Origin of the sequence: Pseudomonas sp. C8002, from assembly GCF_013385765.1 — a bacterium.
GTDB lineage: Bacteria > Pseudomonadota > Gammaproteobacteria > Pseudomonadales > Pseudomonadaceae > Aquipseudomonas.
This window is the reverse complement of record NZ_JACAPJ010000005.1, coordinates 125,163-138,467: the sequence shown is the minus strand read 5'-3', so window position 1 is coordinate 138,467 and position 13,305 is coordinate 125,163. Positions and strand designations below refer to the sequence as shown.

Here is a 13,305-nt window from a genome sequence, read left to right as displayed (position 1 = left end):
GGCCCCCGCTGCGGCTTACCAGGTTTGGGTGGCCTTGAACTTCTCGATACCGGCTTTGATGCCAGCGTCGATGTCGTCATTGAAGTCACCCTTCACGTTGATCTTCGCCATCAATTCGGCGTGATCGCGGTTGAAGTAAGCAATCAGCGCTTGTTCGAAGCTGCCGACCTTGGTGATTTCAACGTCGGTCAGGAACCCACGCTCAGCGGCATACAGCGACAGCGCCATGTCAGCGATCGACATTGGTGCGTATTGCTTCTGCTTCATCAGCTCGGTAACGCGCTGACCATGCTCAAGTTGCTTACGGGTCGCTTCGTCCAGGTCAGAAGCGAACTGGGCGAATGCCGCCAGTTCACGGTACTGAGCCAGAGCGGTACGGATACCACCGGAGAGCTTCTTGATGATCTTGGTCTGAGCGGCACCACCCACACGGGATACCGAAACACCGGCGTTCACTGCAGGACGGATCCCGGAGTTGAACATGGCCGATTCCAGGAAGATCTGACCGTCGGTGATGGAAATCACGTTGGTCGGAACGAACGCGGAAACGTCGCCAGCCTGGGTTTCGATGATCGGCAGTGCGGTCAGGGAACCGGTTTTGCCGGTCACTGCGCCGGTGGTGAACTTCTCTACGTATTCTTCCGAAACGCGGGATGCGCGCTCCAGCAGACGGGAGTGGAGATAGAACACGTCGCCTGGGTAAGCTTCACGGCCTGGTGGACGGCGCAGCAGCAGGGAAATCTGGCGGTAAGCCACTGCTTGCTTGGACAGATCGTCATAAACGATCAGCGCGTCTTCACCGCGGTCGCGGAAGTATTCGCCCATGGTGCAACCGGAGTACGGTGCCAGGAACTGAAGTGCAGCGGATTCCGAAGCACTGGCAGCCACGACGATGGTGTTAGCCAGGGCGCCGTTTTCTTCCAGCTTGCGAACCACGTTGGCGATGGTCGATTGTTTCTGACCGATGGCTACGTAGACGCAGAAAATCCCGCTGTCTTTCTGGTTGATGATCGCGTCGATCGCCAGAGCGGTTTTACCGATCTGACGGTCACCGATGATCAGCTCACGCTGGCCACGGCCGACAGGAATCATGGCATCGACAGCCTTGTAGCCAGTCTGTACAGGCTGGTCTACCGACTTACGCCAGATCACGCCTGGAGCAACTTTCTCGACCGCATCGGTCTCGGTGTTGTTCAGCGGACCTTTGCCGTCAACTGGGTTACCCAGTGCGTCGACAACGCGACCCAGCAGTTCCTTACCAACCGGAACTTCCAGGATGCGGCCTGTGCACTTGGCGCTCATGCCTTCGGCCAGAGTCTGGTAGGAGCCCAATACAACGGCACCTACAGAGTCTTGCTCCAGGTTGAGGGCCATACCGTAGACGCCGCCCGGAAACTCGATCATCTCGCCGTACATTACGTCGGCCAGACCGTGAATCCGCACGATGCCGTCAGATACGCTGACGACAGTGCCTTCGTTACGGGCTTGGGAGGTCACATCGAGCTTGTCGATGCGGCCCTTGATAATTTCACTTATTTCGGAAGGATTGAGTTGCTGCATTGCTCTGCTGCCCCTTCAAACTCAAGATTTCAATGCTTCGGCAAGATTCGCGAGTTTGCCGCGAATCGAGCCATCGATAACCAGGTCGCCGGCGCGAATGATGACACCACCAATCAGGGTGGCATCCTCCGCAACTTGCAGGCGCACTTCCCGGTCGAGTCGTGCACTGAGAACCTTGGCGAGTTTGTCTTGCTGTTCTTGGTTCAATGCAAAAGCACTGGTCACTTCAACATCTACCGATTTCTCTTGTTCGGCCTTGTACAGGTCAAACAGAGCGGCGATCTCCGGCAGAAGCGGGAGACGGTCGTTTTCGGCAACGACGTGGATGAAGTTCTGCACTTTTACATCAAACTTGTCGCCGCACACGTCAATAAACGTGGCGGCCTTGTCTGCGCTCGTCAGTCGCGGGGCCTTGAGCACGCGCTGCATGGTGTCGTCTTGCGACACTGCTGCAGCCAGGCCGAGCATGGCTGACCAAGAGGCCAGCTGCTGGTGGGCCTGGGCGTGCTCGAAGGCTGCCTTAGCGTAAGGTCGGGCCAACGTGGTCAATTCTGCCATGATCGCCCTCGCTTAAATTTCAGCAGCCAGTTTGTTTACCAGCTCCGCGTGCGCGTTTTGATCGATTGTGGCACCCAGGATCTTCTCAGCACCGCCGACGGCCAGAGCACCCAGTTGGGCACGCAGCGCATCTTTGACACCGTTCAGTTCCTGCTCGATCTCGGCTTGAGCCTGAACCTTCACACGGTCAGCGTCGATACGGGCTTTTTCAACAGCCTCTTCAACGATCTGGTTACCGCGTTTCTTGGCTTGCTCAATGATTTCAGCTGCCTGAGCTTTCGCTTCGCGCAGTTGTTGACCCGCTTTATCTTGGGCCAACTCCAGGTCGCGAGCTGCTCGTGCGGCAGCGTCCAGTCCGTCTGCGATCTTCTTCTGACGTTCGTGCAAAGCCGCGATGACCGGAGGCCATACGAACTTCATGCAGAAAACTACAAAAATCAAGAACGCTAAGGACTGACCAATAATGGTTGCATTAATGTTCACGCCAATACCTCGCTCGTTCGTTGCACAACACACCAATCACTCGAAAAAACGAGTGATTAACCGGCGAGTTGACCAACGAAGGGGTTCGCGAAGGTGAAGAACAGAGCGATACCAACACCGATCATGGTCACGGCGTCGAGCAGGCCGGCGACGATGAACATTTTAACTTGCAGCATTGGAACCATTTCTGGCTGACGCGCTGCGCCTTCCAGGAACTTGCCGCCCAGCAGGCCGAAACCAATGGCAGTACCCAGGGCGCCCAGGCCGATCAACAGTGCAACAGCGATAGCGGTTAGACCAACTACAGTTTCCATCTTTCCTCCCGACTTTTACGTCGTATGGTTTAGGTTTTTTAGATTTTAAAGCGGTAAAACAAATCGTTTCATAGCCCTTCAGGGCTACCCTCCCGTTTGACCGGGAGGGACATCAGACTAGTCGAGACTGGTCTTAATGGTTCTCTTCGTGCGCCATCGACAGGTAGACGATGGTCAGCATCATGAAGATAAACGCCTGCAGGGTGATGATCAGGATGTGGAACACAGCCCACGCCCACTGCAGAACAATGCCCAGGCCGCTAAGCCAGAGCAGACCACTGCCGAACATCACAGCGATCAGAATGAACACCAGCTCGCCGGCATACATGTTGCCGAACAGTCGCAGGGCCAGGGAAATCGGCTTGGCGACCAGGGTCACGAACTCCAGCAGGAAGTTCACCGGGATCAGCAGCGCTTGAACGAAGATGTTCTTGCTGCCGAACGGGTGCAGGGTCAGTTCGCCGATGAAGCCGCCGATGCCCTTGATCTTGATGCTGTAGAAAATGATCAACGCGAACACCGACAGGGCCATGCCCAGGGTGGCGTTAGGGTCCGTGGTCGAAACCGCACGGAATGGAATGTGGTGATCGCCGGAGATCAGGATGGCCAGCTGAGGAATCCAGTCGACCGGGATCAGGTCGACGGCGTTCATCAGGAACACCCAGACGAAGATGGTCAGTGCCAACGGTGCAATCACCGCGCTACGACCATGGAAGCTGTCCCGCACGCTGCCATCGACGAATTCGACCAATACTTCAACGAAGTTCTGCAAAGCACCTGGCTGACCGGAAGTCGCCTTCTTTGCCGCCATGCGGAAAATCAGGACGAAGATCAGACCCAATGCGACAGACCAGCCCAGAGTATCCAGGTGGAATGCCCAGAAGCCCATTTCTTTGGCTTCTGCTGCGGAGTGGGCAAAGCCCCAGCCGCCGTTGGGAAGCTGACCGAAGGTCAGGTTCTGCAAGTGGTGCTGGATATAGCCCGAAGCGGTTGTTTCTGCCATGGTTGCCTCAAACGCCCTAAGGTTTCGAAAGTCTTGTTTTCATTAGCAGGGGAGCGAACCAGCTGACCAGTTGGGTCAACACGAAGACGCCGAATACAGCCAGCGGCGCCAATGGCTTCACACCTGCAAAGGTCAGTGCAAACAGCACTGCCGTCAAAATCAATTTCCCCGCCTCGCCGGCATAAAAAGACCGGACGATAGCCTGGGCTGCTCGGGCGCCGGAAAACCGAAAGGCCCTGTGAGCAAAATACATATTGGGCAGCAAGGCTATCAGGCCTCCGCAGAGTCCCGAGTATCCGGCTACGACTCCATACCAATACCAGAGCGCCAAAGAGGCGATCAGTAAAATGACAAATTGAGCCACTAAAACCGGGAAAACGGCCAAGCGATGGAACGGCAACGTGTTTGGCGTGCGGGTTTCCATCACTCTTGCTCCTCAATGGTCGGCTGCCGGAAATCAATAACTTGGCATAATTTGTGCCGACAAAATGCGCGCAGAGTATAGGGGCGGTTCTGCCCCTATTCAACTGCCGGGTAGTGATTTCCGACTGCGCGCTACAGAAGCAATTGTTTCAGCGGATGTGGGCAAGGACGCCCTGAAGCTCATCCAATGAGTTATATCCGATGACCAATTGCCCTTTGCCTTTCTTGCCATGACGAATTTGCACCGCAGAGCCTAGGCGTTCGGCCAGGCGCTGCTCCAGGCGTGCAATATCCGGATCAGGTTTGGCGGTTTCGACCGGTGCAGGTTTGCCACTGAGCCACTGGCGAACCAGGGCCTCGGTCTGACGAACGGTGAGGCCTCGTGCGACAACGTGTCGCGCCCCCTCAACCTGTTGATTTTCCGGCAAACCGAGCAAAGCACGGGCATGACCCATTTCCAGGTCGCCATGGGAAAGCATGGTTTTGATGACTTCCGGCAGCGCGATCAGGCGCAACAGGTTGGACACGGTAACCCGGGACTTGCCCACCGCATCCGCGACTTCCTGCTGAGTCAGTTTGAATTCCTGCTGCAAACGCTGCAGGGCGATCGCTTCCTCGATCGGATTGAGGTCTTCACGCTGGATGTTCTCGATCAACGCCATGGCGATGGCGGTTTCATCCGGCACATCGCGCACCATTGCCGGAATGGTTTCCTTGCCGGCCTGCTGGCTGGCGCGCCAGCGGCGCTCGCCGGCGATGATTTCAAAGCGGCCTGCACCAATCGGGCGCACCACGATCGGCTGCATCACGCCCTGGGCCTTGATCGAATTCGCCAATTCCTCCAGCGCCTGCGGGTCCATGTCCCGGCGCGGCTGGTATTTGCCGCGCTGGATCAGGTCCAGCGGCAGGTGCTGCAGCTCGCGCTCGTCGGCCTGCACTGCCTGTTCTTCAAGGGTCGTGACAGTCGGACCACTCAGCAGTGCATCCAGTCCACGTCCGAGACCTCGTTTCTTGACGGCCATGGGGATTCCTTAAGTTGGCTGGGCTGCAGCGGTGCGTGAATTGCGGCGTTGACGGCGAACCATCTCGCCGGCCAGCGCCAGATAGGCAATGGCGCCGCGGGAAGACTTGTCGTACGCCAGCGCGGGCATGCCATAGCTTGGCGCTTCGGCCAGGCGGATGTTGCGTGGAATCACGGTGTCGTAGAGCTGATCGCCGAAGTGTTCCTTGAGCTGTGCCGACACATCGTTCATCAGGCTCAGGCGCGGGTCATACATGGTCCGCAGCAGGCCTTCGATTTGCAGGTTCGGGTTGAGCAACTCGGCGATACGCTTGATGTTATCCACAAGGTCGCTCAAGCCTTCGAGCGCGAAGTACTCGCACTGCATGGGGATAATCACCCCGTCGGCCGCAACCAGTGCGTTCAACGTCAGCATCGACAGCGACGGCGGGCAGTCGATCAAAATGTAGTCGTAATTCTCGCGGATCGGCGCCAGGGCGCTGCGCAGACGGCTTTCTTTCATCTGCATTTCCAGCAGCACCACTTCCGCCGCGGTCAAATCGCGGTTGGCCGGCAGCAGTTGATAACCGCCGTGCTCGGAGAAGTGCATGGCCTGGGCCAGGTCGCACTCGCCAATCAGCAAGTCGTAGACCGAGTTTTCCAGGCCGTGTTTATCCACACCGCTACCCATGGTGGCGTTGCCCTGTGGATCGAGATCGATCAACAGCACCCGACGCTTGGTAGCGACCAGGGATGCTGCGAGGTTGATGCAGGTGGTGGTTTTGCCCACGCCACCTTTCTGGTTCGCTATCGCGAATACCTTAGCCATTCTTGCTTGTGTTCCCAATCATGCCGTGCGGCGCAGTATCAGCAGATGGCGTTGGCCTTGGCAACCGGGTACGGCCAAGGCGTGTTCGCTATCGAGGTGGAAGTCTGCCGGCAATGCTAACAGCTCGTCGCTTGGATGAACGCCCTTCATTGCCAGCCAACGGGTATCGCGGTCGCCGAGGTGGCGGGTCCAGTTGCTGAAGTTCTCCATGCTGCTGAACGCCCGGGAAACAATTCCGTTGAAAGGCTGTTCAGGCGTAAAGGCTTCGACGCGACTGTGGATAACTTGCAGATTATCCAGCTTGAGTTCGAGTTTGACCTGGGTCAGGAAGCGGGTTTTCTTGCCGTTGCTGTCCAGGCAGGTCACTTGCGACTCCGGAAACAGGATCGCCAGCGGGATGCCGGGCATGCCGCCGCCGCTGCCAACGTCGAGCCAGCGGCCGTTTTCGATAAACGGCATGACACTGAGACTGTCGAGCAGATGGCGGGAGACCATTTCGTCCGGGTCACGCACCGCAGTGAGGTTGTAAGCCTTGTTCCATTTGATCAACAGGGCCAGATAACCCAGCAGCAACTCGTGCTGGGCTTCGGTCAGGTTGACGCCAAGCTGGCGAGCACCTGTGGATAACTCTTCGGCGTGTTGCGAGGTGACCAACGAACTCAAGCGCTTTGCTCCAACTGACGGCCCGCGCCGCGTTTTTTCAAATGAATCATCAACAGCGAGATGGCTGCCGGCGTGACGCCCGGGATACGGGACGCCTGGCCCAGGGTCTCAGGTCGAGTTATCCCCAGCTTGCCTTGGATCTCTTTCGACAGCCCGGAAATGTTTGTGTAATCGATATCCACAGGCAGCTTGGTGTCTTCGCTGGCCCGCAGACGAGCGATCTCATCCTGCTGACGGTCTATGTAACCGGCGTATTTGGTCTTGATTTCGACCTGCTCGGCAACCTGTGGATCTTCTGCGCCACCGCCGGTGACCGAGATCAGACCAGCGTAGTCGATTTCCGGCCGGGACAGCAGGTTCAGCAAGTTGTATTCGTGAGTCAGCGGCGTGCCGAATTTTTCGGCAATCGCATCGCCTTGCTCGGTGCCCGGGCGAACCCAGGTACTTTTCAGGCGTTGCTCTTCCAACTCGATACTTTCGCGTTTTTTGCAGAAGGCCGCCCAACGCACGTCGTCGACCAGGCCCAATTCGCGACCTTTTTCGGTCAAGCGCAGGTCGGCGTTGTCTTCCCGCAGGATCAGGCGGTATTCGGCCCGGGACGTAAACATCCGGTACGGTTCCTGGGTTCCGAGGGTGATCAGGTCGTCGACCAACACACCGATGTACGCCTCATCGCGACGCGGGCACCAGCTGTCTTTGCCCTGTGCACGCAGTGCCGCGTTGGTTCCGGCCAGCAAACCCTGGGCGCCGGCTTCTTCGTAACCGGTGGTGCCGTTGATTTGCCCTGCAAAGAACAAACCGCCGATGACCTTGGTTTCCAGGCTGTATTTCAGGTCACGCGGGTCGAAGTAGTCGTACTCGATGGCGTAGCCAGGACGCACGATGTGCGCATTTTCCATACCGCGAATCGACTGCACGATCTGGATTTGCACGTCGAACGGCAAGGAAGTTGAAATCCCGTTCGGGTACAGCTCGTGGGTAGTCAGACCTTCCGGTTCGATAAAGACCTGGTGGCTTTCCTTGTCGGCAAAGCGGTGGATCTTGTCTTCGATCGACGGGCAGTAGCGCGGGCCAATACCTTCGATCACCCCGGAATACATCGGCGAACGGTCGAGGTTCGCAGCAATGATTTCGTGGGTGCGGGCGTTGGTATGGGTAATCCAGCAACTGACCTGCTTCGGATGCTGTTCCTTGGAGCCCATGAACGACATCACCGGGATCGGTGTATCGCCGGCTTGCTCGGTCATCACCGAGAAATCCACAGACCGGCCATCAATTCGCGGCGGCGTGCCGGTTTTCAGGCGACCAACACGCAGTGGCAGTTCGCGAAGGCGCTGAGCCAGGGCGATTGACGGTGGATCACCGGCGCGGCCACCGGAATAGTTCTGCATACCGATGTGGATAAGTCCGCCGAGGAAGGTACCGGTGGTCAACACCACGGATTCTGCGAAGAAACGCAGGCCCATTTGCGTGACAACACCGCGTACCTGGTCTTGTTCGACGATCAGGTCATCGGCTGCCTGTTGAAATATCCACAGGTTCGGCTGGTTTTCCAGGGTTTCGCGGACAGCGGCCTTGTACAGGATGCGGTCGGCTTGAGCACGTGTGGCTCGTACGGCCGGGCCTTTGCGACTGTTCAATACGCGAAATTGAATACCACCCTTATCGGTGGCCATGGCCATCGCGCCGCCCAGGGCATCGATTTCCTTGACCAGGTGGCTTTTGCCAATCCCGCCAATCGCGGGGTTGCAGCTCATGGCGCCGAGGGTTTCCACGTTATGCGTCAGCAACAGGGTTTTTGCCCCCATGCGTGCTGACGCCAGTGCTGCCTCGGTACCGGCATGACCGCCGCCGATGACGATCACTTCAAAACGGGAAGGGAAATCCACCACGCACCTCGTGCCTGCTTCTGTAGGTAATTAGGAATGAGCGTTCGAGATCAGGTTTTCGAACGAGTCGGCAAGTATAGGGACTTCGCCCTTCCTAAAGAACCCTTTGCACAAAATTTAACCAGCTGTGGATGAATCACGAACAATAGAAATTAAAAGAGAGAAATTTATTAAATCTTTGTTTTTATGTTTATTTCTACTGAGGCATGTTTCTGTGGATAGATCTCTACAGGCCTTTATTTACGTTATGTACAGAGATTCAAAAGTCTGTGGTTAGGTGCCAATGAGGCCCTTGGATAAGTGCTTTAAGCCTGTGGATTAAAAGGGTGGTTATCCACAGAGGGGTTTTTACTCAGGTTTCAAGCCTGGTTATCAACTGGGCACAGGGGCGGTTATTCACAGGGCTTAATCCACAGAAAATACGGATCCCGATAAGTTTCAGGCAGGCAGATGCCTCCGAAAATCCTCGGTCAGGCAGGAAACAGTTCATTTGCATTTGTGAAACGGGTTGATGGAACGCCTATTGTGAGAAAGCGTCACGGCAGTTAATAATAGTTATTATCATTAACCTGCCTCGTCACCTCTCATGGCCCTTCCCTCTCATACCGTTGCAGTCCAACACATCTATGAGCAGCACCATTCGTGGTTGCACAGCTGGCTCAAGGGAAAGTTGCATAACGCCTGCGATGCAGCTGACGTGGCACACGATACGTTCGTGCGGATCCTGGGGGGCCGCAATGCGACGCAGATCCTCGAGCCCAGGGACTATCTGGCCACAGTTGCCCGGGGACTGGTGATTGACCGCTATCGTCGCCGCGCCATTGAGCAGGCCTATCTGCAAACCCTGGCAGACCGGCCCGAAGCGATCGCAATCAGTGAAGAAGACAAGGCCATCATCATTGAAACCCTCGTTGCTGTGGATAAAGCCTTGTGTGGGCTGGGGGAACGGGCCAGGCGAATTTTCATGCTGTCCCAGGTCGAAGGCCTGACTTATCAACAGATCGCCGATCAGTTGCGTGTCTCGCTGACCACCGTCAAGAAACATATGGTTCGGGCCCTGACTGAATGCGCCTTGATCATGGCGGGCATGTAATGGCTGCCCCGGATCGCAAGACGTTCGAAGCCGCCGCCAGTTGGTACGTGCAATTTCAATCGCAGCCACCGACACCCGCGCAACAAAGTGCCTGGCAGCAATGGCTCAACGGCGATCCCTCCCATCAGGCGGCCTGGAACCAGATGGAGCAGTTGCAACGTGGCCTCGGTGCGCTACCCAAGGACTTCACCCGTCGTGCGCTCTCGGCCAGTCAACAACGGCGGCAAGTGCTCAAGCTGATGCTGATGCTCGGTGCCGCCGGGTACTTGGGGTGGAACGTTCAACAACACACGTCCCTGGGCAACCTCTGGGCTGACTATCGGACCAAGGTCGGCGAACGACGTCGAATCGGGTTGGCCGACGGCACTCAAATTGACCTCAATACGAACACGGCTATCGACGTACTTTTCGATGGGCAGCAGCGACTGGTCCGTTTGCGTGAGGGGGAAGTACTTATCCACACCGGAAAGTCGGGCCGGCAAACACCGTTTTATGTCGAAACCCATGAGGGTCGTGTTCAAGCCTTGGGTACGCGGTTCACTGTTCGCCAACTGCAAGGGTCGACGCGGGTTGGTGTGCTGGAAGACCGGGTCAGCGTGCAACCCGTCGACCAGCCGGCCCATAGCCGAGTGCTCGGACCTGGTGAAAGTGTCGACTTCGGCACGCAAGACGTAGGCCCCAGCCATATCTATCGCGGGAACCAAGCCGCATGGGTCGACGGCCAACTGATCGTTCTGGATGCGCGACTGGGGGATGTCATCGACGAACTGGCGCGCTATCGGCCGGGCGTTATGCAGTGCGATGCCGCATCAGCGCGGCTGCGGGTGTCCGGTACTTTCCGTCTGGATTCCACCGACGCCGTATTGGCCAACCTGCAGGTCACGCTGCCGATCCACGTGAAGTATTTCACGCGCTATTGGGTCTCCGTCACGCTTACAGCTTGATACTGAAAAAATACTCTCAACGGGGGTTATCTTTTTTTTACCTGGCGCGGCCCTACAGGTAATCACGATGCTACCTTCAGGGCTTACTCACACATGCGCCTTCCTACAAAACTTCGCCAGCGTCTCTCCCATCACGGCATCACGTATGGCTTGCTGCTGGCCACGGCAGCGACTGCCAGCACCTTGCTATGCACTCGGGCCATTGCTGCCAGCCCAGTGCAACATTACGTGATCGCCTCCGGGCCACTCGACAATGCCTTGAGCCAATTCGCGTCGAAGGCCAATGTGATTCTGTCATTCTCGCCGCAGCAGACGGCGCGCCTGCAAAGTCCTGGGCTGGAGGGTGACTACTCGGTGGAGCAAGGGTTTGCGTTATTGCTGCAAAACTCGGGATTGCAGGCGGCGGTTCAAGGCCCCGGCAGCTACGCGCTGCAGCCGGCTGCGAGCGGGGAACAGCTCATGCTGGCCCCCACTACTGTCAGCACTTATCAACAGACTGGGTTCAATCAGGAAATTGCCGGGGACGTAGGTTACAAGGCGCAAAACAGCCGAATCGGTACCAAGACCAGCACACCATTGTCGGAAACCCCGCGCTCGGTGTCGGTGGTGACCGGCCAGCGCATCAAGGATCAAAAATCCCAGACGCTCACAGAAGTGCTGGGCTATGTGCCGGGAATCTTTGCCCCTCCCTTCGCTGCGGGCGACGGGCTGGCCGGTGACTTGTTCTTCATTCGCGGTTTCAACGCCACGGATTATGGCTACGGCCTGCTGCGCGATGGCTTGCGAGTCCAAGGCAACCGGTATGACACCACCAGCGAACCTTATGGCCTGGAAAGGGTGGAGATATTCCGTGGCCCTTCTTCCCTGCTCTACGGCGAAAACGCACCCGGTGGCCTGGTCAACCTGGTGAGTAAACACCCGACAGCTACACCACAAGGCGAAGTTCAGCTGACCTACGGTTCTAATAACCGGCGCCAGGTGGGTGTGGATATCTCCGGTCCCTTGGACGACAGCGGCAATATCCTTGGACGGGTGGTGATGCTCGGCAGGAAGTCCGACACCCAGACCGATCACGTTCCCGATGACCGCCTGTATATCGCACCGTCCCTGACCCTCAATTTCGACGACTACAACACCCTGACGCTGCTGGCCAACTACCAGAAAGACCACACCAATCTTGAACTTGGCCTACCTGCAGCAGGCACGTTACTGACCAACCCCAACGGAAAGCTCTCAAAGCACACCATGCTCGGTGACCCGGATTGGAACACCTTCGAACGGGAAACCTGGAGCACCGGCTACGAGTTCAGCCACAGCTTCAACGACGACTGGCAGTTTCGGCAGAACTCGCGCTACATGCAGTCGCGAATCACCCGCCATGAAACCTGGCCAGGCAACCTGAATAATGCGGGGTTCGGCACACAGCTGAACATGAATGCCTACGACCGCTACAACAAATCGATGGTCTACTCGCTGGATAACCAGTTGGAAGGCAAATTCCAGGTAGGCGGGCTGGAAAATACCGTGCTGTTCGGTGCCAGCTATGACCGTACCTCGTTCAGCCAGGATTGGAATGCCGGATTTGCAGGCACGATCAATGTGTATAACCCGGTGTACCTGAGGGACCCATTGACGCCTCTCGCGGTGCAAAACACGTTGCTCGAACAGCAGATGAAAGGTGTTTATGCACAGCTTCAGAGCAAGTATGACCACTGGTTATTCTTGCTCGGCGGGCGGCAGGACTGGGTCGACAGTGATTTTCGCGACAAGGTGGCCAAGGCCGGCAACATCAGCTCTGAAGACCGCAAGTTCACCTATCAGGGCGGGATCATGTACCAGTTCGACAATGGCCTGACGCCATATGTCAGCTACTCGACCGCGTTCGTTCCGGTACAGCAGATCTCCAATGCCGGCACACCGCTGGACCCGATCACCAGCAGTCAATACGAAGTAGGCCTCAAGTACGAGCCGATCGGCTGGGACACGGCGATGACGTTGTCGGTCTATGACTTGCGCAAGCAGGACGACACGTACCTCGACGCCACGACCAATACCTACCGCCAGGTCGGCGAAAGCCGGGCCAAGGGTGTGGAAGTGGAGGTCAACAGCAACCTCACACCTAATTTGAACGTGACTGCGGCCTACACGTACACCGATGCTCGGATTACCAAGGATTCGGCAACGTCGCTCGTGGAAGGTCACCAGATGACCGGTGTTCCGCGTAATCAGGCTTCGGTCTGGGGCAAATACCGCTTTCTTGATGACCAGCTCAAGGGCTTGTCCGTCGGTGGCGGCGTGCGCTACTTCGACAGCACTTTCGCTTACACCGCGCCTTCTCTTTACGGGAAGCTGGATGCTGGAAGCGTGACGTTGGTGGATGCCGCCATTGGTTACCAGATTGACCAGCACTGGTCGGTAGACGTGAATGCAAAGAACCTGTTCGACAAGGAGTATGTGTCCGGCTGCAACGATGCGGGCCGCTGCTACTGGGGTGAAAGCCGGACGCTACTCGGAACTGTTTCCTACAACTGGTAACCAGCCAGCTG

The 13,305-nt window shown here is 57.1% G+C and carries 13 protein-coding genes; 3 read left to right on the top strand and 10 right to left on the bottom strand.

The features are described from left to right. Positions 1-15: 15 nt before the first annotated feature. The 10 genes from atpA to mnmG form a co-directional block, all read right to left on the bottom strand. Positions 16-1,560: a F0F1 ATP synthase subunit alpha gene (gene atpA / locus HX814_RS07265; RefSeq protein ID WP_177009022.1), complete on the bottom strand. Its 1,545-nt coding sequence runs from the start codon at positions 1,558-1,560 to the stop codon at positions 16-18. A gap of 21 nt (positions 1,561-1,581) precedes the next feature. Continuing rightward, a complete protein-coding gene (locus HX814_RS07260) occupies positions 1,582-2,118 on the bottom strand; it encodes a F0F1 ATP synthase subunit delta (protein WP_003213551.1) in 537 nt (178 codons plus the stop codon). A 12-nt stretch (positions 2,119-2,130) separates the two neighbouring features. Next, positions 2,131-2,601 (bottom strand): F0F1 ATP synthase subunit B, encoded by a 471-nt coding sequence (locus tag HX814_RS07255; RefSeq protein WP_008439543.1) that lies wholly within the window; start codon positions 2,599-2,601, stop codon positions 2,131-2,133. A 56-nt stretch (positions 2,602-2,657) separates the two neighbouring features. Further along, positions 2,658-2,915 carry a F0F1 ATP synthase subunit C gene (atpE, locus tag HX814_RS07250; protein ID WP_002555987.1) on the bottom strand — a complete coding sequence of 86 codons (258 nt, stop codon included), beginning with the start codon at positions 2,913-2,915 and terminating at the stop codon, positions 2,658-2,660. Between the two features lie 133 nt (positions 2,916-3,048). After that, entirely contained in the window at positions 3,049-3,918 is an 870-nt protein-coding gene (gene atpB / locus HX814_RS07245; RefSeq protein WP_003213554.1) for a F0F1 ATP synthase subunit A, read from the bottom strand. Positions 3,919-3,934: 16 nt separating this feature from the next. Beyond that, on the bottom strand, positions 3,935-4,342 hold the full coding sequence (locus HX814_RS07240; protein WP_003213556.1) for a F0F1 ATP synthase subunit I: 408 nt from the start codon (positions 4,340-4,342) through the stop codon (positions 3,935-3,937). Positions 4,343-4,490: 148 nt separating this feature from the next. Beyond that, positions 4,491-5,363, bottom strand: a complete 873-nt coding sequence (locus HX814_RS07235; protein ID WP_003213558.1) for a ParB/RepB/Spo0J family partition protein — start codon at positions 5,361-5,363, stop codon at positions 4,491-4,493. A gap of 9 nt (positions 5,364-5,372) precedes the next feature. After that, positions 5,373-6,170: a ParA family protein gene (locus HX814_RS07230; protein ID WP_003213559.1), complete on the bottom strand. Its 798-nt coding sequence runs from the start codon at positions 6,168-6,170 to the stop codon at positions 5,373-5,375. 18 nt (positions 6,171-6,188) lie between these two features. Continuing rightward, positions 6,189-6,833, bottom strand: a complete 645-nt coding sequence (gene rsmG, locus HX814_RS07225) for a 16S rRNA (guanine(527)-N(7))-methyltransferase RsmG (protein WP_003213561.1) — start codon at positions 6,831-6,833, stop codon at positions 6,189-6,191. Next, positions 6,830-8,722 (bottom strand): tRNA uridine-5-carboxymethylaminomethyl(34) synthesis enzyme MnmG, encoded by a 1,893-nt coding sequence (gene mnmG / locus HX814_RS07220; protein ID WP_003213563.1) that lies wholly within the window; start codon positions 8,720-8,722, stop codon positions 6,830-6,832. The genes rsmG and mnmG overlap by 4 nt, the downstream gene beginning before the upstream one ends. A gap of 586 nt (positions 8,723-9,308) precedes the next feature. On the opposite strand from mnmG, the gene HX814_RS07215 reads away from it, so the two are divergent. The 3 genes from HX814_RS07215 to HX814_RS07205 all read left to right on the top strand — a co-directional run bounded on the left by HX814_RS07215 (position 9,309) and on the right by HX814_RS07205 (position 13,294). Further along, positions 9,309-9,815, top strand: a complete 507-nt coding sequence (locus tag HX814_RS07215) for a sigma-70 family RNA polymerase sigma factor (protein ID WP_008439546.1) — start codon at positions 9,309-9,311, stop codon at positions 9,813-9,815. Beyond that, the gene (locus HX814_RS07210; protein ID WP_087694576.1) at positions 9,815-10,759 is read left to right on the top strand and encodes a FecR domain-containing protein; all 945 of its coding nucleotides are present in this window, start codon (positions 9,815-9,817) and stop codon (positions 10,757-10,759) included. The genes HX814_RS07215 and HX814_RS07210 overlap by 1 nt, the downstream gene beginning before the upstream one ends. Positions 10,760-10,852: 93 nt before the next feature. Then, entirely contained in the window at positions 10,853-13,294 is a 2,442-nt protein-coding gene (locus HX814_RS07205; protein WP_177009021.1) for a TonB-dependent siderophore receptor, read from the top strand. The last annotated feature ends 11 nt before the right edge of the window (positions 13,295-13,305 follow it).